This is a genomic window from Pseudodesulfovibrio halophilus DSM 5663 (assembly GCF_059568665.1).
The window spans coordinates 21112-44805 of record NZ_JCANTV010000014.1 but is presented as its reverse complement, the minus strand read 5'-3'; the positions used below and the strand labels follow the sequence as shown (position 1 = coordinate 44805).

Sequence of the window (23694 nt, the reverse complement as noted above, 5' to 3'; positions counted from 1 at the left end):
TCAGTTGCCTCCCCCTAGCTGCTCGGTCAAAGACTGTACGGCTTTCCAGGCCGTGGCCACCGCGAGCCCGGTGCCGCATTTTTCGCGTATCCAGTCGTGTCCGCACAGGATGGCTCCTGCGGCCCGCAGGTTCTGATGATAGACCTGTCCGTCGGGCCCGAGTGGGCGGAAGCTGGAGTCGAAACGGACGCCCGAGCGGTCCGCGGGGTGTCCTTTGGGATCGAAGAACTTTTCCGAATACCATTCCTCGGGACCGGACGGCTGCGCTACGGGGATGTCGAAGACGGTCTCGCGGATGCCGTGCATCTCCTGCCGGAGCCCTTTGCCGAAGTAGCGGCCGGTGGCAAGGATGGCTGAACGGGCGGACACCCGGTATTCGTCCCGCGCGCCGCCGACGGTGAAGGTGAACCCGCCGGACGGATGCTTCTGCGTGCCCCGGACCGTTTTCTGGCTGAGGGTGCGCACCCCGAGGGCGGGGAGCCCGTGGTCGAAGGCGGCACGCAGCCGGGTTCCCATGATGGGCGGCGGGAGCGTGGGGATCTCGAAGACGGTGGCGCCCAGCAGTTCCGAAAGGTGCGTCGTCACCTTCGTGCAGTCAAGGATGCCCAGCATGGCGGGGAAGGCCACGAACCCCGCGTCACCGAGGTGCGGGCGGACAGCCTCGGCAAGCGCTTCGCGCCGTTTGGCGTCGGCGAGCGCGAGGGCCATGTGTTCGGGGAACAGCTCTCCGTCCAGCCCCGGAAACCGGATGGTGGCGGATCTGAGGGCGGGCCAGTGCCTGCCCAGCGTTTCGGTGAGTTGGTGCCCGCTGAACCCCTTGAGGCCGTCGAAGGCCACGGCGAGGCAGGGGGCCTTGCGTCCCAGCGCGTCGGCGCCGGGGATCATGGTCTGCGGGGCCCGGCAGGTGCGCTTTACCGTGCCCGCCGGAGTGGGCAGGCGCAGGTTTGTCTTGCCGTCGCCGCCGTAGGGCAGCCCCTGAGCGTCGAGAAACGCGATGAATTCGCGCAGCGATTCCTTGATGTCGTCGGTCTTGAGCCGGGCGTACGGGTGGTCCGGGATCTCTCGGCGCAGGGAGTCCATGGCCGCCCACGGGTCGTCGTGCTCCAGCAGTTTCGCTGCCGGATGCACCCCGAGCACGTCTATGAAGCCGCTGCCGAAGTCGATGCCTCCGGTGGTCCCGGCCTGGGCGACCGACAGCCCCTTCTGTGCGGCGAAGAGGGCGGCGGCCATTCCGGCATGCCCGGCCCCGATGACCATCACATCGCAGGATATGTCGATCATTCTTGATCTCCGGTGAGTTCCAGTTCCAACAGGGCGCAGTGCAGCGCTTCCTGAAGCTCGGTCTGCTCGGCGGTGCGGCCCCACATGACGGGGCGCTGGCCTTTCCAGCGGCGCTGGGTGAAGGATTTGAGCTCCGCGAGACCGTCCATGCCGCTGACCACTGCCTCGTCATAGAGAAATGAAGTAACCCTCGGGCCGCAGAAGGCGCCCTGACACGGGCCTTTGCCCATGCGGCTGCGCAGGTTGACCGCGTTCAGCGCCGACCTGCCGCGCATGTCGCCGAGTCCACGGACCACCTCGCCGATGACCGACCGCGGTATGAGCTCGCACTCACAGAGCATGACCTCGCTTCTGGCGTCGCCGGTAGCGAACTCGCGAGGGGCGCGGCCGGGTTCGGTCCAGCGTCCCGAAACGGAGGACGGCAGCGGCTCGGTGCGGGTCACGCACGGTTTGGAGACGCCGATCTTGGCGCAGACCATGTCGGCCGTCTTTTCGGCCATGAGGCGGTAGGTGGTGAGCTTGCCGCCGGATATGGTGATAAAATTGTCGATGTTTTCGTCGGAGTGGTCCACGAGCGAGAAGCCGCGGCTCACGTTGCGGTCGTCACTGCCGCCGAGGCTGATGAGCGGGCGAATGCCCGCGTAGGCCCTGACGTAGCGCGTGGTCTCCAGCACCGGCATCATCCGCATGGCGTCCTCAACCTGCCGGACGCACTCTTCACGCGTGGGGACGGCGTCGTCGGGAGAGTCGACCCTGACGCTGGTGGTGCCGAGAATCGACACTGTTCCGCCCGGGACGAGAATGTCCGCGTCCGAAGGTTTGCGGAGCCGATTGATGACGCGGGTCGAGAGTCGGTCCTGCGTCACGAGCAGCGTGCCCTTGGAGCAGACCACGCCGACCTGCGCTCCCGCCATGGCAGCGACCTCACCGGCCCAGGCGCCGGAAGCGTTGACCACGACCTCGGCCTCGATGGTGCGCTCGCACTTTTCGGTCTCGTCGAAGACGTGCACTCGCGTGATGCGTCCGCCGTCGGTGTCGAAGGCGGTAACGCGCGTGTTGCGCATGACCCTTGCCCCGAATGTCGCGGCGTGCGCCACGTTGTCCAGCGCGAGCATGAAGGGGTCTATGGCTCCGTCTTCCACCTCGTAGGCCGCGACGGTCCTTTCGGAAAGATACGGTTCCACCCGCCTGGCTTCCTCGGGGTCGATTTCTTCGCAGGGTATGTTGCAGCGCGAACAGTGGGAGGGAAATTCCGAGGCGAACCCCTCGTCGTCGCCTTCCACGGCCACGAAAAGGCCGTTGGTCTCTTCAATGCATTGCGGAGCGAGCCTCTTGAGGAGTTCGCCCTCTTCCCGGCATTCGATGGCCGCCTCGGCGTCGCCGGAGACATATCGGCCGCCGCTGTGCAGCAGACCGTGGTTGCCGCCGGATGCACCGGCGTTGAGGTCGCGTTTTTCTATCAGCAGGCAGGGGACGCCGCGCAGGGCAAGGTCCCTGAGCAGCCCGGTGCCGGTGGCGCCGCCGCCGATGATCAGCACTTGTGTTTCCATGTGTTTCAGCTCCAATGGTGCCGCATTTTCGGAGGACCAAACTAGCAGATGGAGAGCTGAATCGCCACGGATTTTTCCCGGTGGCGAATTGCGGTTTCGCAAATCGCGATTTGCTTGTGAATTTTCAGAGTTGGAGAGTGTTTTTTGTTGAGACTGTGTTAAACAGGTGTTACGTTTCGCTGGTTCTTCGGTTTGAGCTTACGGAACCGAAAGTTGAATGCTGGAGTGTGCATATGGGGCTTGTTCTTAAGGACGTCGACAAATATGTCGGACAGGAAATTCATTTAAAAGACATCAACCTCGAACTGGAGCCCGGCAGGCGTTACGTTTTGCTGGGGCGGACGCTGGCCGGGAAGACCTCGCTGCTCCGCATCATGGCGGGGCTGGATCGACCAACCAACGGCTCCGTCGTGATGAACGACGTGGACGTGACGGGCATGTCGGTTCGCAAGCGAAGCGTGGCCATGGTCTATCAACAGTTCATAAACTATCCCTCCCTCTCTGTTTTCAAAAACATAGCGTCGCCGCTGAAGATTGCGGGGACCGCGCGGGCCGAGATCAAGCGGCGCGTGCAGGAGGCCGCGAAGATGCTGCACATCGAGCACCTGCTCGACAGGCTGCCCGCGGAACTTTCCGGCGGTCAGCAGCAGCGTTGTGCCATCGCACGCGCGTTGGTGAAGAGGGTGGAGCTGCTGCTGCTCGACGAGCCGCTGGTCAACCTGGACTACAAGTTGCGGGAAGAGCTGCGCGAGGAATTGCAGCAGATCTTCGAACGCCGGGAGTCCATCGTGGTCTATACCACGACCGAACCCACGGAGGCGCTCATGCTCGGCGGTGATATCATCGTCATGCACGAGGGGCGCATCCTGCAGACGGGGCCCACCGCGGAGGTCTACCTGAACCCGGCCACCACCAAGGTCGCCGAAGTGTTCAGCGACCCGCCGATCAACTTCGTGCCCGCCGTTATCGAGGACGGGAAGGTGCGCATCGGCGACGGGCAGGTCATTCCGCAGCAGGGGCGACTGGCTGACCTGGAGCCGGGCAAGTACCGCTTCGGCATGCGGTCCAACCGCCTGTTCCTCAAGGGGCAGGAAGGCAGGACCGTGCGCTTCGACGGCACAGTGGGGCTTTCGGAGATCAACGGATCCGAGACGTTCGTTCACATGACCTACGAAAATGTGCCGCTGGTGGCGCAGGAGGTCGGCGTGCATCAGTACGGCGTGGGCGACGAGGTGTCGGTCTATCTTGATCCCAACGACTTTTATGTTTTCGGCGAATCGGGCAACCTGCTGGTTTCCCCGGTGCGGGCCGACTAGACTTCGGGAGGAGCGCAATGGCGCGCATTGAACTCGATGAGCTTGCCCACAGCTACATGGCCAATCCCAAGGTGCCCGATGATTACGCCCTCAAGCGTATTCACACCACCTGGGACGACGGCGGGGCCTACGCCCTGCTCGGGCCGTCCGGTTGCGGCAAGACCACCATGCTCAACATCATTTCCGGACTGCTCGTGCCCTCGCACGGAAAGGTCCTGTATGACGGCAAGGATGTGACCCAGCTGCCGCCGGAAAAACGGAACATCGCTCAGGTATTCCAGTTTCCGGTGCTCTACGACACCATGACGGTGTACGAAAATCTGGCCTTCCCCCTGAAGAACCGGAAGGTTCCCAAGGATCAGGTCAACAAGCGGGTGCTGGAGATCGCGGACAGCCTCGACCTCTCCGCCGACCTGAACAAGCGGGCGGCCGGGCTTTCCGCGGACGCAAAGCAGAAGATTTCGCTTGGCCGGGGGCTTGTCCGCTCCGATGTGGCGGCGATTCTCTTTGACGAACCGCTCACCGTCATCGACCCTCACCTCAAGTGGCAGCTTCGCCGCAAACTCAAGGAAATCCACAAGCGCTTCGAGCACACGCTCATCTACGTGACGCACGATCAGGTGGAGGCCATGACCTTCGCCGACAAGATCGTTGTCATGTACGAGGGCGAGCTGGTGCAGATAGGCACGCCCGAAGAGCTCTTCGAGCACCCCGAGCATACGTTCGTGGGGTACTTCATCGGCAGCCCGGGCATGAACTTCGTGGAGTGTACCGTTGCAGACGGCGTCGCCAAGGCGGCCGGACTGGAGATTCCCGTTCCGGGCGTTGGCACGCGCCGTGCGGCGGACGCCTCCGGCTCGTCGAAGGTGGAGCTCGGCATCCGGCCCATGTACATTGAGATTCGCGGCAAGGACGCCGAGGGGCTCGATGCCAGGATCACCAACGTCGAGGATCAGGGTAGCGCCAAGATCGTCACCCTGTCTCTGGGCGACGCGAGCTTCAAGGCCCGCGTGTCCGAGGATCAGGAGCTCCCTGCGGACGATTGCAAGGTGTTCCTGCCGCCGGAAAAGATCAAGATCTTCATCGACGGCCGGCTGGCCAAATAGGGGGAGGAAGCATGCAGCAGAAATGGTCTGACAACCGGGCCTGGTTCCTCATCCTGCCCGTGTTCCTCGTGGTCGCGTTCAGCGCCATCATCCCGCTCATGACTGTCGTGAACTACTCGGTTCAGGACATCCTCGGGCCGGGAATGAGCGTGTTCGTCGGCCCCGAGTGGTATAAGGAAATGCTCCGGAGCGAGCGTTTGCACGACGCCCTGTTCCGACAGATGACCTTCTCGTTCTGTGTTCTGGCCATCGAGATTCCGTTGGGAATCGCCGTGGCGCTCACGCTGCCGAGGAAAAAGGGCGTTGCCGCATCCACCTGTCTGGTGCTGCTGGCGTTGCCGCTTCTGATTCCCTGGAACGTTGTCGGCACCATCTGGGTGGTCTTCAGCCGTCCGGACATCGGGCTGGCCGGCGTGACCCTGAACGAGGTGCTGAACATATCCTACAACTACACCGCCGACCCGGTTCACAGCTGGCTGACAGTCCTGATTATGGACGTCTGGCACTGGACGCCGCTCATCGTCCTGCTGTGTTATGCCGGACTTCAGGCGATCCCGGAAGCCTACTATCAGGCGGCCAAGATCGACGGAGCCTCGCGGTTCGCGGTTTTCCGCTACATTCAGCTTCCCAAGATGCGAGGCGTGCTGCTCATCGCGCTGCTGCTTCGTTTCATGGACAGCTTCATGATCTACACGGAACCGTTCGTCCTCACCGGCGGCGGACCGGGCAACTCGACCACCTTCCTCAGCCAGTTCCTTACCAAGATGGCCGTGGGGCAGTTCGACGTGGGCCCGGCAGCGGCGTTCTCACTGATCTACTTCCTGATCGTGCTGCTGATCTGCTTCGTGTTCTACACCTCGATCATCAACCTCGGTAAAGGAGAGGAGCAATGAGGATAAGAAAACGCACGCTTGCTCTCATCTGTTATCTGTTCTTCCTGCTGTTGCCGATCTACTGGCTCGTCAACATGTCCTTCAAGACGACGGACGAAATCCTCTCGGTCTTCAATCTGCTGCCCGAGAACTTCACGCTGGCGAACTACGCCATGATCTTTACCGATCCCTCGTGGTACACCGGCTATATCAACTCCATGAAGTACGTGGCGCTGAACACCATCATCTCCCTTTCGGTGGCGCTGCCCGCGGCGTACGGGTTCTCCCGTTACAATTTCCTGGGCGACAAGCACATGTTCTTCTGGTTGCTGACCAACAAGATGGCCCCCCCGGCGGTGTTTCTGCTGCCGTTCTTCAACTTCTACCAGACCGTCGGACTGTTCGACACGTCCATCGCGGTTGCGCTGGCGCACTGCCTGTTCAACGTGCCGCTCGCGGTCTGGATTCTGGAAGGTTTCATGTCCGGCGTTCCGAGGGAAATCGACGAGACCGCGTTCATCGACGGTTACAGCTTCCCGAGGTTCTTCACCACCATCTTCATCCCGCTGATTCGTTCAGGCATTGGCGTCACCGCCTTTTTCTGCTTCATGTTCAGCTGGGTGGAACTGCTGCTGGCGCGTACGCTCACCGCGGTCAATGCCAAGCCCATCGCCGCAACCATGACCCGCACGGTCTCGGCTTCCGGCATGGATTGGGGCGGACTGGCCGCCGCCGGCGTGCTGACCATGATCCCGGGCGCCATCGTCATCTGGTTCGTCCGCAACTACATGGCCAAGGGCTTCGCCCTGGGCCGGGTGTAGAAGGAAGACGGAGGTACAGTTATGCAATGGATGGTATGGACGCCGGTTACGGCCTGGTTCTTCGTCTTCATAGGGGTCATGCTCTGCTGCATGACCGTGTGGGAGGTGCTTTCCCCCACTGTGGCGCGCAAGGGCTTTCTGCCCATCGTCACCACAAGGGGAGACCGTCTCTTCATCGGTCTGCTCGGCAGCGGCTACATCTGCCTCGCATGGCTCGGGCTGACGGATCTGCCGCTCTGGTACGGAGTGGGTATCGCCGCCGCATGGGTTGCCACGGTCATGCGTTGGGGGTAGGACAGGGGTAAAAAACTGCGGTTTGAATCCGTGAGGCCTTTACTGTGGAGGTCGAGCGGATGTTGTTAAGGATGTTACAAGCAACATTCTAACCAGGGAGGATAGGTTATGGTCTCACGTCTTTCCAAATCACACTGGCGCATCGTCGTGACCTTCGCGGTCATGATGGCCTTCATGCTCACTGCTACGGTGAGCTCGGCCGATGACGCCCAGTACAAAGCGGCTGCCAAGAAATGGGTCGATTCCGAATTCCAGCCTTCCAGTCTGAGCAAGGAAGAGCAGATGAAGGAAATGGAATGGTTCATTCAGGCTGCCGAACCGTTCCGCGGCATGGACATCAAGGTGGTTTCCGAAACCATCGCGACTCACGAGTACGAATCCAAGGTGCTGGCCAAGGCCTTCGCCGAAATCACCGGCATCAAGGTCACCCACGACCTACTGGGTGAAGGTGACGTGATCGAGAAGATCCAGACGCAGATGCAGTCCGGTCAGAACATCTATGACGGCTACATCAACGACTCCGACCTGATCGGTACCCACATGCGTTACGGCTTCGTGCTGCCGCTGTCCGACTTCATGGTCGGCGATGGCAAGGACGTCACCCTGCCGACTCTGGATCTCGACGACTTCATCGGTACCTCCTTCACCACCGGTCCCGACGGCAAGCTCTACCAGCTGCCCGACCAGCAGTTCGCGAACCTGTACTGGTTCCGCTATGACTGGTTCCAGGACCCCGAACTGCGTTCCAAGTTCAAGGAAAAGTACGGCTACGAGCTGGGCGTTCCCGTGAACTGGTCCGCTTATGAAGACATCGCCGACTTCTTCACCAACGAAGTGAAGGAAATCGATGGTGTTCGCGTTTACGGTCACATGGACTACGGCAAGAAGAGCCCCGACCTCGGCTGGCGCTTCACCGACGCATGGCTCTCCATGGCCGGTGCCGGCGACAAGGGGCTGCCCAACGGCAAGCCCGTCGACGAATGGGGAATCCGCGTGGAAGACTGCCGTCCCGCAGGCGCATCCGTTGCCCGCGGCGGCGCCACCAACGGCCCCGCTGCCGTCTACGCTCTGACCAAATACATGGAATGGCTGCAGAAGTATGCTCCGCCGGAAGCGCTGGGCATGACCTTCTATGAGTCCGGCCCGGTCCCCGCACAGGGTCACATCGCTCAGCAGATGTTCTGGTACACCGCGTTCACCGCGGACATGTCCAAGCCCGGCACGCCGGTCGTGGACGAAAACGGGCTGCCCAAGTGGCGCATGGCTCCGTCCCCGCACGGTCCCTACTGGGAAGAAGGCATGAAGCTCGGCTATCAGGACTGCGGTTCCTGGACGTTCCTGAAGTCCACCCCGGAAAAGCGCCTGAAGGCTGCCTGGCTCTATGCCCAGTTCTGCGTGGCCAAGACCACTTCCCTCAAGAAGACCATGGAAGGCCTGACTCCCATCCGTGAATCCGACCTCATGACCGAGGAAATGGGCAAAATGGCTCCGAAGCTCGGCGGACTGGTCGAGTTCTACCGCAGCCCGGCCCGCGTGGCATGGACCCCGACCGGCACCAACGTTCCCGACTACCCCAAGCTGGCACAGCTCTGGTGGCAGAACATCGGTGAAACCCTGTCCGGTGAAGTGACCCCGCAGGAAGCCATGGACAACCTTGCCGCTGCAATGGACAAGGTCCTTGCCCGCCTCGAGCGTGCGGACGTCCTCGGCGAGTGCGGTCCCAAGCTGAATCCCAAGAAGTCCCGCGAATACTGGCTGAACCAGCCCGGCGCTCCCAAGCCCAAGCTGGACAACGAGAAGCCGCAGGGCGAAACCGTCAAGTACGACGAGCTGCTTCAGGCTTGGCGTGAAGGTCGCGTCCGCTAAGGTACGCACCAACTGACGAATACGGGGAGCATCCTTCTGGATGCTCCCTTTTTTTGTGCTTCGTGGTTAGCGAGAGGGATGGAAGCAATAGTTGCTGGACACTCGCCCGCGAAGAGCGTGGTGTGCTTGCGAGACAGCGAGACAGCGAGACAGCGAGACAGCGAGACAGCGAGACAGCGAGACAGCGAGACAGCAAGACAGCTGAAAAGAGGCTTTGCCATGCGGGAGAGTGGGGAAACCCGTTGCACCTGCGAGGGCGTCCGGGACTTTTGTGCCAGAAAGTCGCAGGCTGTAATTTGAGGGGGTGGCTCGTAAGTGATTCGAAAAAGGGGTGCCGGTGCGCGGAATGGGGCGTTCCGCGCACCGGCTGAGAGGGGGCTTCAACAGGGTATGGAAAAAGTCCCTACCGTTTCGGAGCGACACAACCGGAATACAGGGGATGGGGGGCCGGCATTCCGTAAGGTTGACGTAGTGCGTCGTCGGAAGGGACTGAGTCCGCTATTCTAGAATCCGGGCTGGCTCTCCACTTCGGGTTCGCGGTAGGAGCGCTTGTCGTTGCGTTTCCAGAAGGCGTACCCGCAGGCGGCGATAAAGGCGCAGGCGGCCCACCCGATCATGACCGGGTGAGACCACTGGATGTCCAGCCACCAGTCGCCGCTGGCGTCGTGAAGCACGGTCAGGAAGCGGCCGGGAAGGTCCATGGTCACGGCGGCGTATTGGTACAGCAGCATGAATCCCATGGAGAGGTAGCTTATGGCGCCGAGGCCGACGAAAAAATGCCAGAAAAGCATGGAGCGGTTGTCGTTCACAGGGTGCCTCCTTTAGTTGGCATAAAAGTAGAAACCGACGCCGAGCACGATGATCAGCAACGCTTCAAGAACGGTCAGCTTGAACATGAACGCGCAGATGCGGCGCTGCGTGGGGTTCATGCTGAGCATGACCTTGTTCATGAGGAAGCGGAAAAAGCGGTTGCGCCACGTGTCGGCGGTGAAAAGTCGATAGTATTCGCGAATGCTGGGGAGCCAGTGCTCGATGAGGTTTGCGACCTGCTCGCGGCTGATGACCGGTTCCTCGTCACGTTGGTCTATTTCGAAGCTGAGGGCGGTGTTCTCGCCGTTCTCTTCCGAGCGGGCGCGGATGACGAGTCCGGTTTCGCCAAAGCGGGCTTCCCAGTGGTCGGGACCGGACGCGGTCATGACATGGATCGTGTACTGGCGATCCGAAAGAATATCGTCGATGTCGTATGCCGCGCCGTCTCCCGTGCCTCTGACTGTCTCGCTCTCCGTGATGTGCCAGTGCGGATTGAGCCGCATGGTTTTCATGGAGTTGAGCTCCTCCCAGAAGTCCTGCTTCCAGGGCAGGTTCAGGGGCATCCAGATGTTTTCGGTGGGGGTATCCATATTCTTTACTGTATCTCTGCGCGGTCTTGGAGCCAAGTATTTACGGGGCGACGACGAGCGGGCAGGGCAGCAGCGGGTGGAGGTCCTTGGCGGTCACCCGGTCCTTGAAGCCCGGAGCCTGCTTCTTCTGTCTGGCGCCGATGACGAGGACATCGGCTTCGGTTTCGGCTGCGACGGCGGCGATGGCCTCGAAAGGCTTGCCCACCACGCAGGCGAACTGGGGGGAAATGTCCTGCATGTCCTCGCGAATGCGTGAATGAAGACGGTCCACTTCCGCGCTGATCTGTCCCTCCACGTATCCGCCGAAGGTGTTGCGGGTGGTGGAGGTGTTGAGCCAGTCGTCGCAGGTCATGTCTTTCCATGCCTCGTTGGCGACGCTCAGCACCAGCAGCTCGGCTCCGGTCCGTTCGGCCCAGTCGGCAGCGAGGGCTTCGGCCTTGCGGGCTCCGGGTGTTCCGTGTGTGGCGAGAAGGATTTTCTTGAACATGCTTGTCTCGTTTGTATCCGGGGGGAGTTCGGGAACTCCCCCCGGGGTTGGGTTATTTTAGACGAGCCACTTGGTGAAAAGCAGCACGAAGAAGGTCACAATGAGAACCAGGACGAGTGCGGTCAGGTCTTCGTTCTTTTCGGAGGCGAAGACGGAGAGCGCGCGTTCTTCGTTGTCCTGCTGGTCCGCGTCGGAGACCGGGCAGTTCTCTTTTTCAAGCTTCACGTTTTCTTCCATTATTACTCCTCCACTTACTTAAGGACGACGTCCTTGACGAAGTACATGACGACAATGAAGGACAGGGTCGCCTTTGTCACGCCGGAAATGGCGCCCATCACCAGCGGCCAGCCGCCCGCCTGAGCGAGGGACTTGCGGGTGATCTGCATGCCGAGGCCGATGAGGCCGTAGGCAAAGAACCAGACCATGGCGTCAGTGAGGGTGACGACGGTCTTGGACTTCTTGTGGACCTGCTTGACGGCGTGCTTCAGAGCGGACTTCACGTCGGCGCTGATGGTGAGTTCCTTGCCCTTGGCGCGTGCCAGGATGGACTCGATGCCTGCCATGCGCTTGCGCGCGGTGGCGTCGAACTGGTCCTTGTTGTCGCGGTTTTCGAAGTTACCGGCGATCTGATGCTGCTTCACGAGGTCGTTGTAGGCAGCTTTTTCTTCGGGCAGCAGGCCTTCGAGCTTGGCGTTCTGGAGAACGGTGAGCTCTTCAGGGGTGACTTCGGTGCGCTGGTTGTAGCTGAAGTCGAGGTACTTGCCCTTGTAGTGGCCCGGGGGCGAGAACAGTCCGATGGAGGACATGAAGAACAGCAGGAGGAAGCCGATGATGAAGATGGGGAACTTGTCGATGACAACTTCCTTGAAGGACAGCTTCTGACCTGCGGCCTTGCCGAACCAGCTTGCCAGCACCAGAACGATGATGGGCAGGAACAGCACGCGGGTGATGTTGAAGATTTCACCGACCTTGAGGGTCTTGATGTCAACGGCGTTGAACGCGAGGCATGCGGCGGCGACCTGAGCGGAGTTCAGGATACCGGTACCGGCCCATGCGCCGAACTGCGTCGCGTTCATGCCGACGAGCTTACCGATGGTCGGGAAGGCGAACATGCAGAGGATACCAAAGCCGAGGATGGTACCGATGGTGTAGGCCATTTCGGAGCAGCGGGCCTTGACGACCGGGGCGCAGGCAACGGTCGCGGAGACGCCGCAGACGCCCATGCCCGCGGACAGGACACCGGTCATGGACTTGGGCTGCTTGAAGACCTTGCCGAGGAACAGCACGAAGAAGACGGTTCCCAGAACGAAGAAGCCGATCATCCAGACGGAGACCATGCCGAGCTTGGCCAGTTCCGCGAAGGAGTAACGGGCACCCAGCAGGATGACGCCCATCTTCAGGACGAAGCGTGCGGTCTTGACGCCAGAGGCGGCGAACTTGGGGATCCCCCAGCTGTTGGTGATAATGATACCGACCAGAATACCCAGGACGACGTAGTTCAGGTTCAGGACCTTGTGGATCTTGAAACCGAGAACCGGCACCAGGGCGCTGGACATCATCGTCACCATCGGCTCGGCGAACCAACGGATGCCCATGGCGAGTGCGACGATGAACATGATGCCCGGGATGGTTTCCAGGACGAAGGTGTCCAGGTTGGTCTGGGGCTTGGTCATGCGACCGGCACGCAGCATGGCGGTTACAAGTCCGAGACCGCCGAAAGTGAATGCGAGCACTTCCATGAGGTCCACGGATTTGTGGACATTGAGAGCCTTGAGCATCGGGGTGAAAGCCCCGCTTGCAACAAGGAATCCGTACAGCAGCAGGATGCCGCTGAGGATCCATACGGGGACGTTGCTTGGACGTCCGACATCAGAGCTTGCCATAAATCTCCTCCCCTGAGGGTTTAGGGTTTGAAACAAGGTTGCTCCCCCTTAGGCAAGCCGCGTACCAACTTTCACATGCTGGTAACATGTTGATTTTGCTGACTTCGAAAAAAACACGACGAGAGGTGATTGCATACTTTTGTTTGCACGTGTTGCCCCGGCTATGCGAAGCGGGGCTTTTTCTCACCGCCCTTGCCACAAATGAATCCCGGCATTAGTATGAAACCCTTATTCTTCCATTCAGAGGTGTATCGCAGATGACCGTATTGAGGCCCCAGACACTGCAGGTGAAGTTCCTGCTCGGCCTTGGGACCATTGTCCTCGTGATGGGCGTGTTCTTTTCCGCCAGCATGTACTTTCATCTCAAGTCGCTGCTCGATTCCGAGGTCCGCGACCGGGCCAAGCTCGCCCTTGCGCAGGCCGACTCCGTCCAGCGTTACGTGCGCGAGGACCTGCGGCCCAAGATGTTCGGGGTGCTGCCCAAGGATGAATTCGTCATTGAGGCCATGAGCTCCTCGTTCATATCCAGAAACGTCATGGACAGGGTGACCCTTGAGGATTCGGAGGTCCTGTACCGCCGTGTCTCCGTTAACGCCCGCAATCCCGACTACGAGGCAAGGGGGCTCGAGCTGGAGCTGCTCGACAGGTTCCGTCAGAACCCGGACCAGCAAGAGTGGGAAGGGTATCGCAGAATCGGCGAGGATGAATTTTTCATAACCGCGCGTCCCGTCACTTTCTACAAGAAATGCCTGCACTGCCATGGCGAGCCCGAAGAGGCGCCGCAGGTGCTTCTGGAGCGGTACGGCAGGGAGCGCGGGTTCGGACGCGAGGCAGGCGCCATCGACGGCGTGGACCTCGTGGGTTTTCCTGTGGACGACGCCGTCACCCAGATACGCGACGCAACCGTGGGCTATATCGGCATCTACGGCGTGGGCATGATCATGTTCTTCGCCGTGGTGCAGGTCTTCTTCAACAGGCTGGTTTCCGCCAACCTGAAACGGCTGACACAGGTTTTCCGTGATCGCTTCGGCGGCAAGGATGAAGTGCAGGCCCTCGAACGCATGGAGCACTCCGACGAAATCGATGAAATGGTGCACGGCATGGAAGAGCTGGGCGACCACCTGCTCTCCGTCCAGCAGCAGCTTCGCGACAACGCCGCGAATCTGGAGCGGACCGTTGCCATGCGTACGGAGCAACTCAGTCGGGAAGCCTTCGAACGCAAGGCCGACGTCACGCTCTTCGTGCAGCTCATCGACGGCCTGAACCGAAGCCAATCCAGAAAGGAGATGTGGCGCTACTGCCTGCCGCTCCTGGCCCGCCGCTTCGATGCCCGGGGCGCGCAGTTCACCTGTATGCTGGCTTCGCAGAACCGCTACGCGTGGCCCGAGGAGCAGGAGCACCCGCCGCTCCCGGACAACTGGAAGGATGTTCTGGTGGAAGGAGAGCCGTTCCTCGGCAAGCGACTGGCTTTCGTGCCGGTGGGGGCCACCTCCACGGCTTCGGAAGGGCTGCTCACCCTTTGGTGGGACCGCGACATCATTTTCGAGGACAAGGACCGCGACATCATGCGCGCGCTGGGCACCCAGCTCGGCATCGCCATGGAAAACCTCGGCGCACTGGACAACCTCTTGCGTCAGAAGGACATGCTTCAGTCCATCGTTGAAGGCATCGCCGACCCGTTGCTTCTGCTGGAAGGCTCCTGTTCCGTGGTCGTGGCCAACGCCGCCGCCCGTGATCTGGCCGTGGAACTCGGCGGTGCGGGCGTGTCCGAACTTCTGCCGGTGCTGTATGCGAGAAAGGGCGACGACTGCCCGTCCGAGGCGCTGCGGCGCGGACTGATCTCCACCGAGGAGGTGTCCGTGGACAACCGTCAGTTCGTGGTGGGCTTCTATCCCGTGGCCGACGACTCCCGTGCCGTGGTTTATGTGCGCGAAGTCACGACGGAGCGCCGCATGATGGCCCGCGTCCGACAGAGCGAGAAGCTCGCAACGGTGGGGCGTTTCGCGGCGGGGCTCGCACACGAGATGAACAACCCTCTGGGCGTTATCAAATGCTACGGCGAACTGTTGAAGAACGGCCCGCATGGAGATGAGAACCGCCGCGACGCCGACGTCATCCTCAAGCACGCCACGCAGGCCCAGAACGTGCTGCGCGATCTGCTTGACTTCGCTCGCCCCGCCAAGGGCGAGGAAGGCGGGGAAGTGGACCTGGCCCGTTCGGTGGAGGACACCGTGAACGTGCTCAGCGTACAGGCCAAGGACCGCAATATCGACGTCGCCGTTGACGTGGACCCGCAATTCGAGGGTGCCTCGGTTGACGGACAGGCGCTCGGGCAGATACTGGCAAACCTCTTCAATAATGCCTTGCATGCCGTGGTTCAGGACGGAAGCATCCTCTTCCGTGTCTTCCGGGACGAGCTGGGGCGGCCCGCGCTGCAGGTCAGCGACTCCGGTCCGGGCATTCCCCCCGAGGTGCTGGACAGCGTGTTCGAGCCCTTCTTCACCACCAAGGAAGTGGGCAAGGGCACCGGACTCGGGCTGGCCGTGGTCTACGGCCTGTTGCAGGATATGGGCGGCAGCATCGAGGTCGCCAATGACGGCGGCGCGGTGTTCACCATACGTTTCAACAAGGCGCAAGGCGCCAATCAGGATACAGTGAATGGCTAAAGACAAGACAAGCATTCTCGTTGTGGACGACGAGCCGGATTTCGCAAGCGGAATTGCCCGCCTGCTGGAGAGCCGGTACCCGAATGAGCGCATAGTGGCCTGTCATTCCGGCGCGGAAGCGCTGGAGTTCATGGAGGACCTGCCGTTCGACGTGGTCATCTCGGACCTGAAGATGCCCGAAATGGACGGCATAGAGCTGGTAAGCCGCATCAACGATCAGTGGCCCGGAACAACCATCGTCATGCTCTCGGCGCACGGAACCATCGAACAGGCGGTGCGGGCGCTCAAGGAGGGGGCTTACGACTTCCTCACCAAGCCGGTGGAACCGCAGGCCCTGTTCCGAGTGGCGGAAAAGGCGCTGGAGCGGAGTCGGCTTCTGGGCGAAAACGAACGCCTCAGGAGCCTGCTGGCCTGCCGCACCGAGATGGACTGCATCGTCGGGGACAGCCCGGCCATACGCAGGTTCAAGGATTCGTTGGCCGCCGTGGCCCAGTCCGACTACACGGTCCTCATCCTCGGCGAGTCTGGAACCGGCAAGGAGCTTGCGGCCCGCGTGGTGCATCGCCTGAGCGCAAGAACCGAGAATCCCATGGTGGCGGTGAACTGCCCTGCGATTCCCGAGCACCTTCTGGAGAGCGAGCTCTTCGGCCACGTCAAGGGAGCCTTTACCGGAGCGGACCGAGCCAGAAAAGGTCTCTTTGTCAATGCCGAAGGCGGAAGCCTGCTGCTGGACGAAATCGGCGACCTGCCCATGGGACTGCAAACAAAACTTCTCAGGTGCCTTCAGGAGCAGGAGATTCGGCCGGTGGGCGCGAGCCGAAACGTTCCCATCAACGTGCGGATTCTCGCCAGCACCAACCGCGACCTTGAAGAGCGCATGCGCCAGGGCGAGTTCCGCGAGGACCTGTATTACCGTCTGAACGTGCTCACCGTAACCGTCCCGTCCCTGCGCGAGAGGACCGAAGACATCCCGCTGCTGGTGCATCACTTTCTTGAAATGACCTGTGCGGAGCTTGGCACCAAGCCCAAGGAGCCCAGTCCCGAGGCCTTGGGATACCTCTCGGCCCGCCCGTGGCCCGGCAATGTGCGCGAGCTGCAGAACTTCGTGCGGCGGCTAGCCGTGTTCGCCGCCGGAGATCGCGTGACCCTGCCGGTGGTGCGCATGGCGGAAAACGGCGTCTCCGGGGAGGGGCCGGGCGAGTTGTCCTCCTACAAGGAAGCCAAGGCGGCTGTTGTGGACGATTTTACGCGATCCTACACCCGGCGTTTGCTGGAGGCCACCGGCGGCAACGTCTCCGAGGCTGCGCGTATCAGCGGACTCAGCCGCGTCGCGCTCCAGAAAATACTCAAGCGCGTCGACCTCTCGCCTGACCGTTTCCGCTAGTCAACTCTTTGCTTGACCTGTGTCCCTTCTCCTGTATTCCTTGAATAAGGGACTATTAGCACCGGGAGAGGGGCATGGTCGGCATTGGCGAACAACAGAGCTTCAGCGGGCAGGGGAAGAGGCAGGTGTACCTGTCCTGGGTCTTTGCCGCCGCCCTGTTCCTCTCAGTTCTGGTGCTCTTTCTTTTCAGTGCCTACACCTCATACCGGGCAGTCAAAGAGGATGCCCGGCAGAATCTCCGCTTCATCTCCAGCATAGCCGCCGGCCAGACCGAGAAGACCCTCATGAGCATCGGCGAGGTGCTCAACGGCCTTGTCAGCGTTGCAACCATGCTTGACTTTGCCGGGGAAGAGCACGGTCTCCACGACGATCGGTTCAGCTCCCTCCTTCAGCGGTACCGTATTGATAATGAGTATCTCATGGACCTGCTCGTGGCGGATGCCGACGGGAACATTCTGCATTGGAGCGGAAGCGGGGAACCGCCTTACGTGGGCGACCGCGATTATATTCTGGGACACCGGGCCTCCCGGAGCGGGCTGTTCGTGGGCAGGCCTCTGCTTTCCAAGGTTCACGAAGGCGAATGGTTCTTCGGAGTGAGCAGGGCGGTGCGCAAGCCGGATGGATCCATCGACGCCATCTTTGTCGCCATCGTGAATGTCGACGCCCTGCACGACATGTACAGCGATCTGGCCTACCCGGAAGGCGCGACGCTGCTCGTGTCCACCGGCGAAGGGAACATCATCACCCGCATCCCGGGACATGCTGCGCTTGTGGGCAAGCATTACCCGTTGTTGAAAGAACTTTACGAGACCTCCCACTCCTCAGGGTCGTTCAGGGTTCGCTCTCCCTTCGACGGGCAGTTGCGCATAGTGGGGTACAGCAGGTTGCAGACGCTTCCGCTCATGGTCTTTTCAAGTTTTCCCGAGCGGGAGGTTATGGACTCATGGAAGCGAGACACGATGTTCCTCGGCTTTGCCGCGCTCGTCATGCTGGGTGTGGTGGGGATACTGAGCGTACTGCATATTCGTGGACAGGCCAAACTGCACAAGCTCGGTGGAAAGCTCGAAGTCATGGCCTCCACGGATCCCCTGACGGGACTGCTCAACCGACGAGTCTTCATGGCGGAAGTCTCCAAGGAGTTCGAACGCGTCAAGCGCTACGGGGGCGGACTCGCCTTCGTGATGCTGGACATCGACCATTTCAAGCAGGTCAACGACCGGCACGGCCACGAGGTGGGGGACAGGACACTGGTCTCCATTGCCGAACTGCTGGAAGATCACCTGCGCAGGCCAGACATGGTCTGCCGTTTCGGAGGCGAGGAGTTCGCGTTGCTGCTGCCCGGCACAGGGCACGAAGGAGCCATGCGGGTAGCGGAGAAGTTGCGCGGCGCCATCGAGGGCCTGCGCCTGCCGAACGGTGAAAGCGGGTTGCGGGTGACGGCGAGCTTCGGAGTTTCCTGTGTGGGAGAATCCGACATCACGGCTGACGAGGTGATTTCCCGGGCCGACGACAGCCTCTACGAAGCCAAGCGGGCCGGACGCAACCGGGTCTGCTGTCTTGAAAAGGTCAGAACTCCCTGATCATCTTGCGGAGGGTCGCCTCGAACGCCTCCAACTCATCGGGTGTCAGCCCGGCGGTCAATTCTTCGGTCAGTTGCAGGTGCAGATCGTCGTGTTCCGCAAAAAGTGTTCTGCCAGACTCGGTGAGGGCGACGATGATGGAACGACGGTCTGTATCGTGCGGTCGTCTTTCTACCTGTCCGTTCTTCACGAGGCGATCGATCATCACCGTGAGGGTCCCCGTGGTGACCCCCATTCTTCCCGCAAGCTCCTTCATACGCATGGGGCCGTTGGCCCCGAGGATTTCCAGCGTGTGCATCTGGGGCAGGGTGAGGCCCTTGTCGCGCACCACGCCGTGCTCCCACGAGGAAAGGCGTTCGTAAAATTCGACTATGAGATGGCTGAGTTCGTGCGTCATGCTATGGCTCCCGCGCCGTCCATATAGAAGGAGTACAGGCCGAAGGCAACGGTCATGACGCCGGCCGTGCGCATGACCATGGTCTCGATCCACGGCTTCTGGAGCGTTCTGATAAGTTCCGTCACCTTGAAAATGGCGTAGATGACCCCGGCAAGGGCGATGCCGGTGCCGATGGCGTATGATCCGAATACGGCCGTGGATTTGAGCACGCTGCCTGAATCGATGGCGTAGGAATACATGATGGCTACCGTGGGGCAGGGCACGATCATGTTCACGAAGCCAAGCACGGCCAGTCCGTACACGGTTGATTTTCTGGAGGAAAGAGGCTTGTTGCAGGAACATCCGTGGTGATGCTCGTGGTCATGGTGGTCGTGATGGTCGTGGTGCGCATGGTCATGATGGCCATCATGCGAGTGTTCGTGATGATGGTGGCCGTGCCCGTGCTCGTGGTCATGGTCATGGCTGTGCAGCAGGTGTGGTTTCCAGATGAGGATGCCGCCGAGGATTACCAGAACCGAGGCCGTGATGAGATCGGCAATGTGTCGAGTGCTCTCGGGCAACCCCGTGGAAAGCCAGCCAAGAGCTATGCCGATGGCGATGCACCCCGCGGCGGTCCCCACAATGAACGCGGTGGTCAGTTTGGTGACGCGCCAACCGTTGGCGTCTCCCGTGACAAAAGGTGCGAGCACAAGCCAGGAGTGCCCGCAGGGGTTGACGCCGTGTATCAGTCCGAGAACCAGACTGGACTGAAGGGCGACGAAAAGCATGGTATCGAATTCCATTTCGGCTCCCGTTTAGTTTGAATTTCAAAATTGATTGCCTTCGTGAAGTTTGAAAGTCAAGATATTTCTCCGGCGAGATCGATTGAAAAGGGGTGCCGTTTCGGCGGGAAAGCGCGAGGGGGATCAGATGATGTTGATGCGTGGGGCGTGTGAGCCGCGCGGTGCGAATGCCTCGATCTCTATGTCGTCAGCCGGGGGCTGTTCAAGGGCGTTGTGAAGGAAGTGGCTTGCGTACTCGGTCTCCGTGGGGGCCGGTTCGGCGAAGGTGCGGCAGTACATTTCGCCCCAGTTGGTGGCGTAGACGACGGAAAGGTCGGCGATGTACTTGAGTTCGAGCGGCTGGCCGAGGTTGACGGTCAGGAAGGCGCGGACCACTCGCTCCGGGTTGAGTCCCTCGTCCAGGTCACCTTCGAACGTCTCTTCGTAGGGAAAGAAGTCGTGCATCCGGGACAGCAGCAGCTGCAGGTCTGTCGTTGCCACGGGGGCGATGCTTCGGTCCGCCTGTATGAGCATCCCGGGCCGGAAGAGCCGGTTGGCCACCAGCCATGCGGGGAGTGCGGCGGGGTTGGAGCCGGCGTGCAGTTCCTGCATGTCGCGCGTGGCAGTCTTGCCCTGCGACTGGGCTCCCTTTACCTTCCAGAGCGGGCCGGCGCCCTTGCGTTTCTCCACCTCGAAGCGCAGTACGGAAAACTTGTCCATGCCCACGTCGATAAACGGGATGCGGGGAATCTTGTTCGGCTTGCGAGAAAAGTTCGCCACGATGCGCCTGCCGAGGCGGGTGAGGTCCTCCGGCGTTATGAGCGAGGCCGTGTCTCCGGTGCGGTTGATCATGGCATGGATGCGCCGGTAAGCGGTTGTCATGAATTCACTCACCGCGTGCCCGGCCTCCAGAGACTGCGAGAAGGTCCACGGCGCATTGTCGCAGGTGACCACTTCGGGAGCGACGTACCCGTTGCCGAAGAGCAGTTCCACCAGACTGTGCGCCTCGGGCGTGGCAGGCAGGTTGCGGAAGTAGGGCAGGGTGGTGAGGTCCGCCTTGAGCAGAAACGATTCCGTAATGAGCCGGGTGGCGGCGGAATCTCCTCGCTCACCGTACAATTCCTTCAATTCGAGATACATGGACGCATAGGGGTCCACCCTTCCCGAACCTGCTTCCCCTTCGTGAAGCCGCTGTTTGATGAGATCGGCAAGCGAGAGCCTGTCGGAGTGCGTGGAGTAGCGTTCGAGCAGCCCCAGCTTCATGACGGACTTGAACGGAGAATGGATGGCCTTGATCATCTGCCACAGCGCCGCCCCGAAAAACTCACCGGGAGGAATCTGCCGCAGGTGGCCCATGTCGGTCATTCGCGGGGTTCCGGCCAGAGGGTGTGCAAGCGCATGGGGAACCGCGCTCGCGTAGCGGGTGTCAGTGGCGCCGGGATCGGTGAGCCACCAGACCGGATTCTTGCCGCTCAACCGAAGCGCCGTGCGGTAGAACTCCTCTTTGAGCAGGATGGCCTGCGCCGAACCGGAGCTCTCGGAGTCGCTCAGGCCAAAGCGGTTTTCACGCACATCGTTCTCGTCCATGATGAAGAAGTGCGTCTCGAGCGAGAACTCGTCCCATGCCCACGCCTCCAGCGCGCGGCACTTCTGTTCCAGCCGCTTGAGCGCGTCTCGCGATGCGCTGCCGGATTCGACGACGAGCCAGCAGTCGAGGTCCGAGGACGAGGTCTGCGCCACGCTGCCCATGCTGCCCATGGCATACAGGGCGGCGATAGTGCCCTGCGGTTTGTCCGGAGCCGAATCCGCAGTGCCGAGCGTGCTGTCCACCATGGTTGCGGAGGCCAGCGTCGGGGCGTGCCCCCAGACCTTGAACGGCGCGGGCGCGATTTTCCCCGCCGTCCGCTCGAATATGTCGGAGCGGAGCAGTTCAGGCAGTACGCTCAGGAAATCCCGCTGGTCCGGCAGCATCTTGCGGAAGGCGCTGGCGAGTCGCCGCTCGTTGTTGGCGAGCATCTGCTTTTCGCGCGTGGTGTACTGAATATGGCGTGCCAGCCGGATGAGCGCGCGGGCGGCCACCGCACACCCTTCCGCGCATTGCACGGCCTGAGGCGTTTGCGCGGTGCTCCTGCCTATCCTGGACTTCACCGTGTTGAGCGCGGCCTCCAGCATAAAGGAGTTGGGTGTGTCCGCGTCTTCGACTGTCAGGCCGTCCCCGATGCAGTCGAGAAATGACGGGTTTGTGAACGAGGTGCCGAAAATGCCTGCATTGATGAATGAGCTGCCGTAGTGTTCATTCCCGGTCGAAACGCAGTCCGCAAGAAGTGCGCGTGCAAAGGTGTTGTGCCGGAAGCTGTTGGCGGAAAACCGACTTTTTCGGAAGTGGGCGGACCGGAAGCTCGTTTCCCGTATCTGGCTAGAGGTGAGCGTGAACGCCGTTGCGGTCAGGCGTTGCAGGTTGCAGGCGGTGAGAACGCAGTGCGCGAGGGCCGTGCGGTGCATCCCGGTGGCGCTCAGGTCGCAGTCCTCGAACGTGCAGCTGCTGAATGAACAGCCGCAGAACCGGGCCTGACGGAAGTCGCAGCGCAAAAAAGTGCATTTACTGAAGTGGCAGCCGGAAAAGTGAACGTCACGGAAGGACCAGTCGGAAAAAGCGCAATGGTCGAAGCTGCACTGAAGGATGGTCGACTCCGGTATGGAGCAGTCTTTCCCGTTGTACCGTGAGACTTCACGGTCCTTGAGAATCTGCATGGACATCTCGCTGTCGCGGAGCTTGCCGTCGTCGAACAGGCGTTCCAGTTTACGGTGTCTGCCTTCGCGAAAGACGCGGTCGAAGAGTCCCTTCTGCTCCGGGACAGCAGAGCGGCAGCGTCCGGCAGAGCGAGTGGATGGTTTTGCGCGGTCGCGCGTTTTTTCCGCGAAGGCAAGAAATGGAGCAGTCTGCTTGGGGCTGCGGGCAGACTCATGTTTCAGGGCGGCGATGAGTTCGGCGGGCAGGGCTTCAGCCGCGGCCGTGAACATCTCGGAAATGGCCGCGGTGCGGACTTTGCCCGACAGGGCCTTGAAAAAGGAGCCGAGCTCGTCGGGGGGGAGCATGGCGGCGGTCCGGGCGGCAGTCTCGCTGCGGCCGGTTTCGTACAGTCGGGCAAGGACCTTGCCGTTTCCGGGCAGCGTCGACGTGGCGAACATGAGCGTCGCCATCCTTCTGGCTGCGCCGCCCGCCTTGATTCCCGCCTGCGTCAGCTGTTTTCGGAAAGGATGGCTGGCGGCCAGGATGCGGTCCGCCGCCTCCAGCAGTTCCGTGTCGGGTGCCTTGCGGCTCAGGGACTCCTGCAGGGTCTGCTGGATCTGCTGCTCCGCACCGAATCCGCCGAGGGCCAGAGCGGCCTGCGCCTTCTGTGCGGCGGGCTGGGCTGCGCCAAGGGCTATCCTGCCGACGGACATGGCGAGCGGGTGGGACACGGTCCTGCCGAGGGTGCCGAGGCGGGCCAGCCAGCGGGCGACCTCCTCCGCCTCGTCCTTGCGGATGCTGCCCACCAGCATGTCGGCGGTTTCACGTGCCCCGCGGGGCATCTCCTCCACCCCCTCGGCCAGCATCTCGTCCGCGATGTCCAGCCGGGTCGGAACGGAAAGGGAGCCGAGCATTCCGGCGAGCTCGGTGGAAGAGACGGAGCCGGAGCGCACGTGGCGTCCTGCCAGCATCCGACCGAAAGGCCCCATCTCGCACAGGGTCTCGAGCACGTTGCGCGCCATCACGGGCATGCCGTTTCGCGCTCGGAGAACACGATGCAGCACCAGCGTGGCTTCGCCCTTGAGCAGGTCGGCGCTCTCGTCGTCCTTTCTGCGGGCATGATTGCTCAGGGCGCGCGCCTCGGCGCAAAGGGAGGCGCCGTCGTCGTTTCCGACGTCTTCCTTGGCTGCCAGAAGGGCGCGCATCCGTTGTGTGTATTCGACGTTGTCGGGAGCCATCGGTCATTCCTTATGCGATTTCCACATAGTGCCTCTGGGGGACGGGCATGTCAAAACCGAA

At 61.5% G+C, this 23694-nt stretch carries 19 protein-coding genes; 9 read left to right on the top strand and 10 right to left on the bottom strand.

The features are described from left to right. Together glpB and glpA are read right to left on the bottom strand one after the other, a co-directional pair. Entirely contained in the window at positions 1 to 1281 is a 1281-nt protein-coding gene (glpB, locus tag BR24_RS13675) for a glycerol-3-phosphate dehydrogenase subunit GlpB (RefSeq protein WP_496542039.1), read from the bottom strand. Next, positions 1278 to 2831, bottom strand: a complete 1554-nt coding sequence (gene glpA, locus BR24_RS13670; RefSeq protein WP_496542038.1) for an anaerobic glycerol-3-phosphate dehydrogenase subunit GlpA — start codon at positions 2829 to 2831, stop codon at positions 1278 to 1280. Before glpA ends, glpB begins: the two co-directional genes overlap by 4 nt. Before the next feature lie 233 nt (positions 2832 to 3064). On the opposite strand from glpA, the gene BR24_RS13665 reads away from it, so the two are divergent. The 6 genes from BR24_RS13665 to BR24_RS13640 all read left to right on the top strand — a co-directional run bounded on the left by BR24_RS13665 (position 3065) and on the right by BR24_RS13640 (position 9106). Beyond that, a complete protein-coding gene (locus tag BR24_RS13665; protein WP_496542037.1) occupies positions 3065 to 4147 on the top strand; it encodes an ABC transporter ATP-binding protein in 1083 nt (360 codons plus the stop codon). 17 nt (positions 4148 to 4164) lie between these two features. After that, entirely contained in the window at positions 4165 to 5253 is a 1089-nt protein-coding gene (locus BR24_RS13660) for an ABC transporter ATP-binding protein (RefSeq protein ID WP_496542036.1), read from the top strand. 11 nt (positions 5254 to 5264) lie between these two features. Next, positions 5265 to 6146, top strand: a complete 882-nt coding sequence (locus BR24_RS13655) for a carbohydrate ABC transporter permease (RefSeq protein WP_018125623.1) — start codon at positions 5265 to 5267, stop codon at positions 6144 to 6146. Next, positions 6143 to 6946, top strand: a complete 804-nt coding sequence (locus BR24_RS13650) for a carbohydrate ABC transporter permease (RefSeq protein WP_496542035.1) — start codon at positions 6143 to 6145, stop codon at positions 6944 to 6946. The genes BR24_RS13655 and BR24_RS13650 overlap by 4 nt, the downstream gene beginning before the upstream one ends. A 21-nt stretch (positions 6947 to 6967) precedes the next feature. Then, on the top strand, positions 6968 to 7240 hold the full coding sequence (locus tag BR24_RS13645; protein ID WP_496542034.1) for a DUF2160 domain-containing protein: 273 nt from the start codon (positions 6968 to 6970) through the stop codon (positions 7238 to 7240). Positions 7241 to 7348: 108 nt separating this feature from the next. Then, complete coding sequence (locus tag BR24_RS13640; RefSeq protein ID WP_496542033.1) at positions 7349 to 9106, top strand: ABC transporter substrate-binding protein; 1758 nt, start codon at positions 7349 to 7351, stop codon at positions 9104 to 9106. Positions 9107 to 9609: 503 nt separating this feature from the next. Here BR24_RS13640 and BR24_RS13635 read toward each other — a convergent pair. From BR24_RS13635 to BR24_RS13615, 5 genes are read right to left on the bottom strand one after another with little or no spacing between them, the layout of a single operon-like run. Then, positions 9610 to 9915 (bottom strand): hypothetical protein, encoded by a 306-nt coding sequence (locus BR24_RS13635; RefSeq protein ID WP_496542032.1) that lies wholly within the window; start codon positions 9913 to 9915, stop codon positions 9610 to 9612. Between the two features lie 12 nt (positions 9916 to 9927). Next, positions 9928 to 10506, bottom strand: a complete 579-nt coding sequence (locus BR24_RS13630; protein ID WP_496542031.1) for a hypothetical protein — start codon at positions 10504 to 10506, stop codon at positions 9928 to 9930. Between the two features lie 40 nt (positions 10507 to 10546). Further along, positions 10547 to 10993, bottom strand: a complete 447-nt coding sequence (locus BR24_RS13625) for a universal stress protein (protein WP_496542030.1) — start codon at positions 10991 to 10993, stop codon at positions 10547 to 10549. 57 nt (positions 10994 to 11050) lie between these two features. Then, positions 11051 to 11230 carry a hypothetical protein gene (locus BR24_RS13620; RefSeq protein WP_496542029.1) on the bottom strand — a complete coding sequence of 60 codons (180 nt, stop codon included), beginning with the start codon at positions 11228 to 11230 and terminating at the stop codon, positions 11051 to 11053. 14 nt (positions 11231 to 11244) lie between these two features. Next, positions 11245 to 12876 (bottom strand): YeiH family protein, encoded by a 1632-nt coding sequence (locus BR24_RS13615; protein ID WP_496542028.1) that lies wholly within the window; start codon positions 12874 to 12876, stop codon positions 11245 to 11247. Positions 12877 to 13133: 257 nt separating this feature from the next. Here BR24_RS13615 and BR24_RS13610 point away from each other — a divergent pair, with 257 nt between their 5' ends. The 3 genes from BR24_RS13610 (at position 13134) to BR24_RS13600 (ending at position 18506) form a co-directional block, all read left to right on the top strand. Next, a complete protein-coding gene (locus tag BR24_RS13610; RefSeq protein WP_496542027.1) occupies positions 13134 to 15542 on the top strand; it encodes a c-type heme family protein in 2409 nt (802 codons plus the stop codon). Continuing rightward, positions 15535 to 16926, top strand: coding sequence for a sigma-54-dependent transcriptional regulator (locus BR24_RS13605; RefSeq protein ID WP_496542026.1), 1392 nt, complete (start codon positions 15535 to 15537; stop codon positions 16924 to 16926). Before BR24_RS13610 ends, BR24_RS13605 begins: the two co-directional genes overlap by 8 nt. 74 nt (positions 16927 to 17000) lie before the next feature. After that, positions 17001 to 18506, top strand: coding sequence for a sensor domain-containing diguanylate cyclase (locus BR24_RS13600; RefSeq protein WP_496542025.1), 1506 nt, complete (start codon positions 17001 to 17003; stop codon positions 18504 to 18506). On the opposite strand, the gene BR24_RS13595 is transcribed toward BR24_RS13600, so the two are convergent. The 3 genes from BR24_RS13595 to BR24_RS13585 all read right to left on the bottom strand — a co-directional run bounded on the left by BR24_RS13595 (position 18493) and on the right by BR24_RS13585 (position 23633). Continuing rightward, the gene (locus tag BR24_RS13595) at positions 18493 to 18903 is read right to left on the bottom strand and encodes a MarR family winged helix-turn-helix transcriptional regulator (protein ID WP_496542024.1); all 411 of its coding nucleotides are present in this window, start codon (positions 18901 to 18903) and stop codon (positions 18493 to 18495) included. The genes BR24_RS13600 and BR24_RS13595 overlap by 14 nt on opposite strands. Continuing rightward, positions 18900 to 19685: an urease accessory protein UreH domain-containing protein gene (locus BR24_RS13590; RefSeq protein ID WP_496542023.1), complete on the bottom strand. Its 786-nt coding sequence runs from the start codon at positions 19683 to 19685 to the stop codon at positions 18900 to 18902. The genes BR24_RS13595 and BR24_RS13590 overlap by 4 nt, the downstream gene beginning before the upstream one ends. A gap of 123 nt (positions 19686 to 19808) precedes the next feature. Then, positions 19809 to 23633: a class I adenylate cyclase domain-containing protein gene (locus BR24_RS13585; RefSeq protein WP_496542022.1), complete on the bottom strand. Its 3825-nt coding sequence runs from the start codon at positions 23631 to 23633 to the stop codon at positions 19809 to 19811. Between the last annotated feature and the right edge of the window lie 61 nt (positions 23634 to 23694).

Excerpts from the sequence above, each read along its gene's own strand:
- BR24_RS13610 (WP_496542027.1), top strand. The coding sequence starts at position 13,134 with ATGACCGTATTGAGGCCCCAGACACTGCAGGTGAAGTTCCTGCTCGGC.
- BR24_RS13665 (WP_496542037.1), top strand. The coding sequence starts at position 3,065 with ATGGGGCTTGTTCTTAAGGACGTCGACAAATATGTCGGACAGGAAATT.
- BR24_RS13640 (WP_496542033.1), top strand. The coding sequence starts at position 7,349 with ATGGTCTCACGTCTTTCCAAATCACACTGGCGCATCGTCGTGACCTTC.
- BR24_RS13655 (WP_018125623.1), top strand. The coding sequence starts at position 5,265 with ATGCAGCAGAAATGGTCTGACAACCGGGCCTGGTTCCTCATCCTGCCC.
- BR24_RS13650 (WP_496542035.1), top strand. The coding sequence starts at position 6,143 with ATGAGGATAAGAAAACGCACGCTTGCTCTCATCTGTTATCTGTTCTTC.
- glpA (WP_496542038.1), bottom strand. The coding sequence starts at position 2,831 with ATGGAAACACAAGTGCTGATCATCGGCGGCGGCGCCACCGGCACCGGG.
- BR24_RS13645 (WP_496542034.1), top strand. The coding sequence starts at position 6,968 with ATGCAATGGATGGTATGGACGCCGGTTACGGCCTGGTTCTTCGTCTTC.
- BR24_RS13625 (WP_496542030.1), bottom strand. The coding sequence starts at position 10,993 with ATGTTCAAGAAAATCCTTCTCGCCACACACGGAACACCCGGAGCCCGC.
- BR24_RS13605 (WP_496542026.1), top strand. The coding sequence starts at position 15,535 with ATGGCTAAAGACAAGACAAGCATTCTCGTTGTGGACGACGAGCCGGAT.
- BR24_RS13600 (WP_496542025.1), top strand. The coding sequence starts at position 17,001 with ATGGTCGGCATTGGCGAACAACAGAGCTTCAGCGGGCAGGGGAAGAGG.
- BR24_RS13620 (WP_496542029.1), bottom strand. The coding sequence starts at position 11,230 with ATGGAAGAAAACGTGAAGCTTGAAAAAGAGAACTGCCCGGTCTCCGAC.
- BR24_RS13615 (WP_496542028.1), bottom strand. The coding sequence starts at position 12,876 with ATGGCAAGCTCTGATGTCGGACGTCCAAGCAACGTCCCCGTATGGATC.
- BR24_RS13630 (WP_496542031.1), bottom strand. The coding sequence starts at position 10,506 with ATGGATACCCCCACCGAAAACATCTGGATGCCCCTGAACCTGCCCTGG.
- glpB (WP_496542039.1), bottom strand. The coding sequence starts at position 1,281 with ATGATCGACATATCCTGCGATGTGATGGTCATCGGGGCCGGGCATGCC.
- BR24_RS13585 (WP_496542022.1), bottom strand. The coding sequence starts at position 23,633 with ATGGCTCCCGACAACGTCGAATACACACAACGGATGCGCGCCCTTCTG.
- BR24_RS13590 (WP_496542023.1), bottom strand. The coding sequence starts at position 19,685 with ATGGAATTCGATACCATGCTTTTCGTCGCCCTTCAGTCCAGTCTGGTT.
- BR24_RS13595 (WP_496542024.1), bottom strand. The coding sequence starts at position 18,903 with ATGACGCACGAACTCAGCCATCTCATAGTCGAATTTTACGAACGCCTT.
- BR24_RS13660 (WP_496542036.1), top strand. The coding sequence starts at position 4,165 with ATGGCGCGCATTGAACTCGATGAGCTTGCCCACAGCTACATGGCCAAT.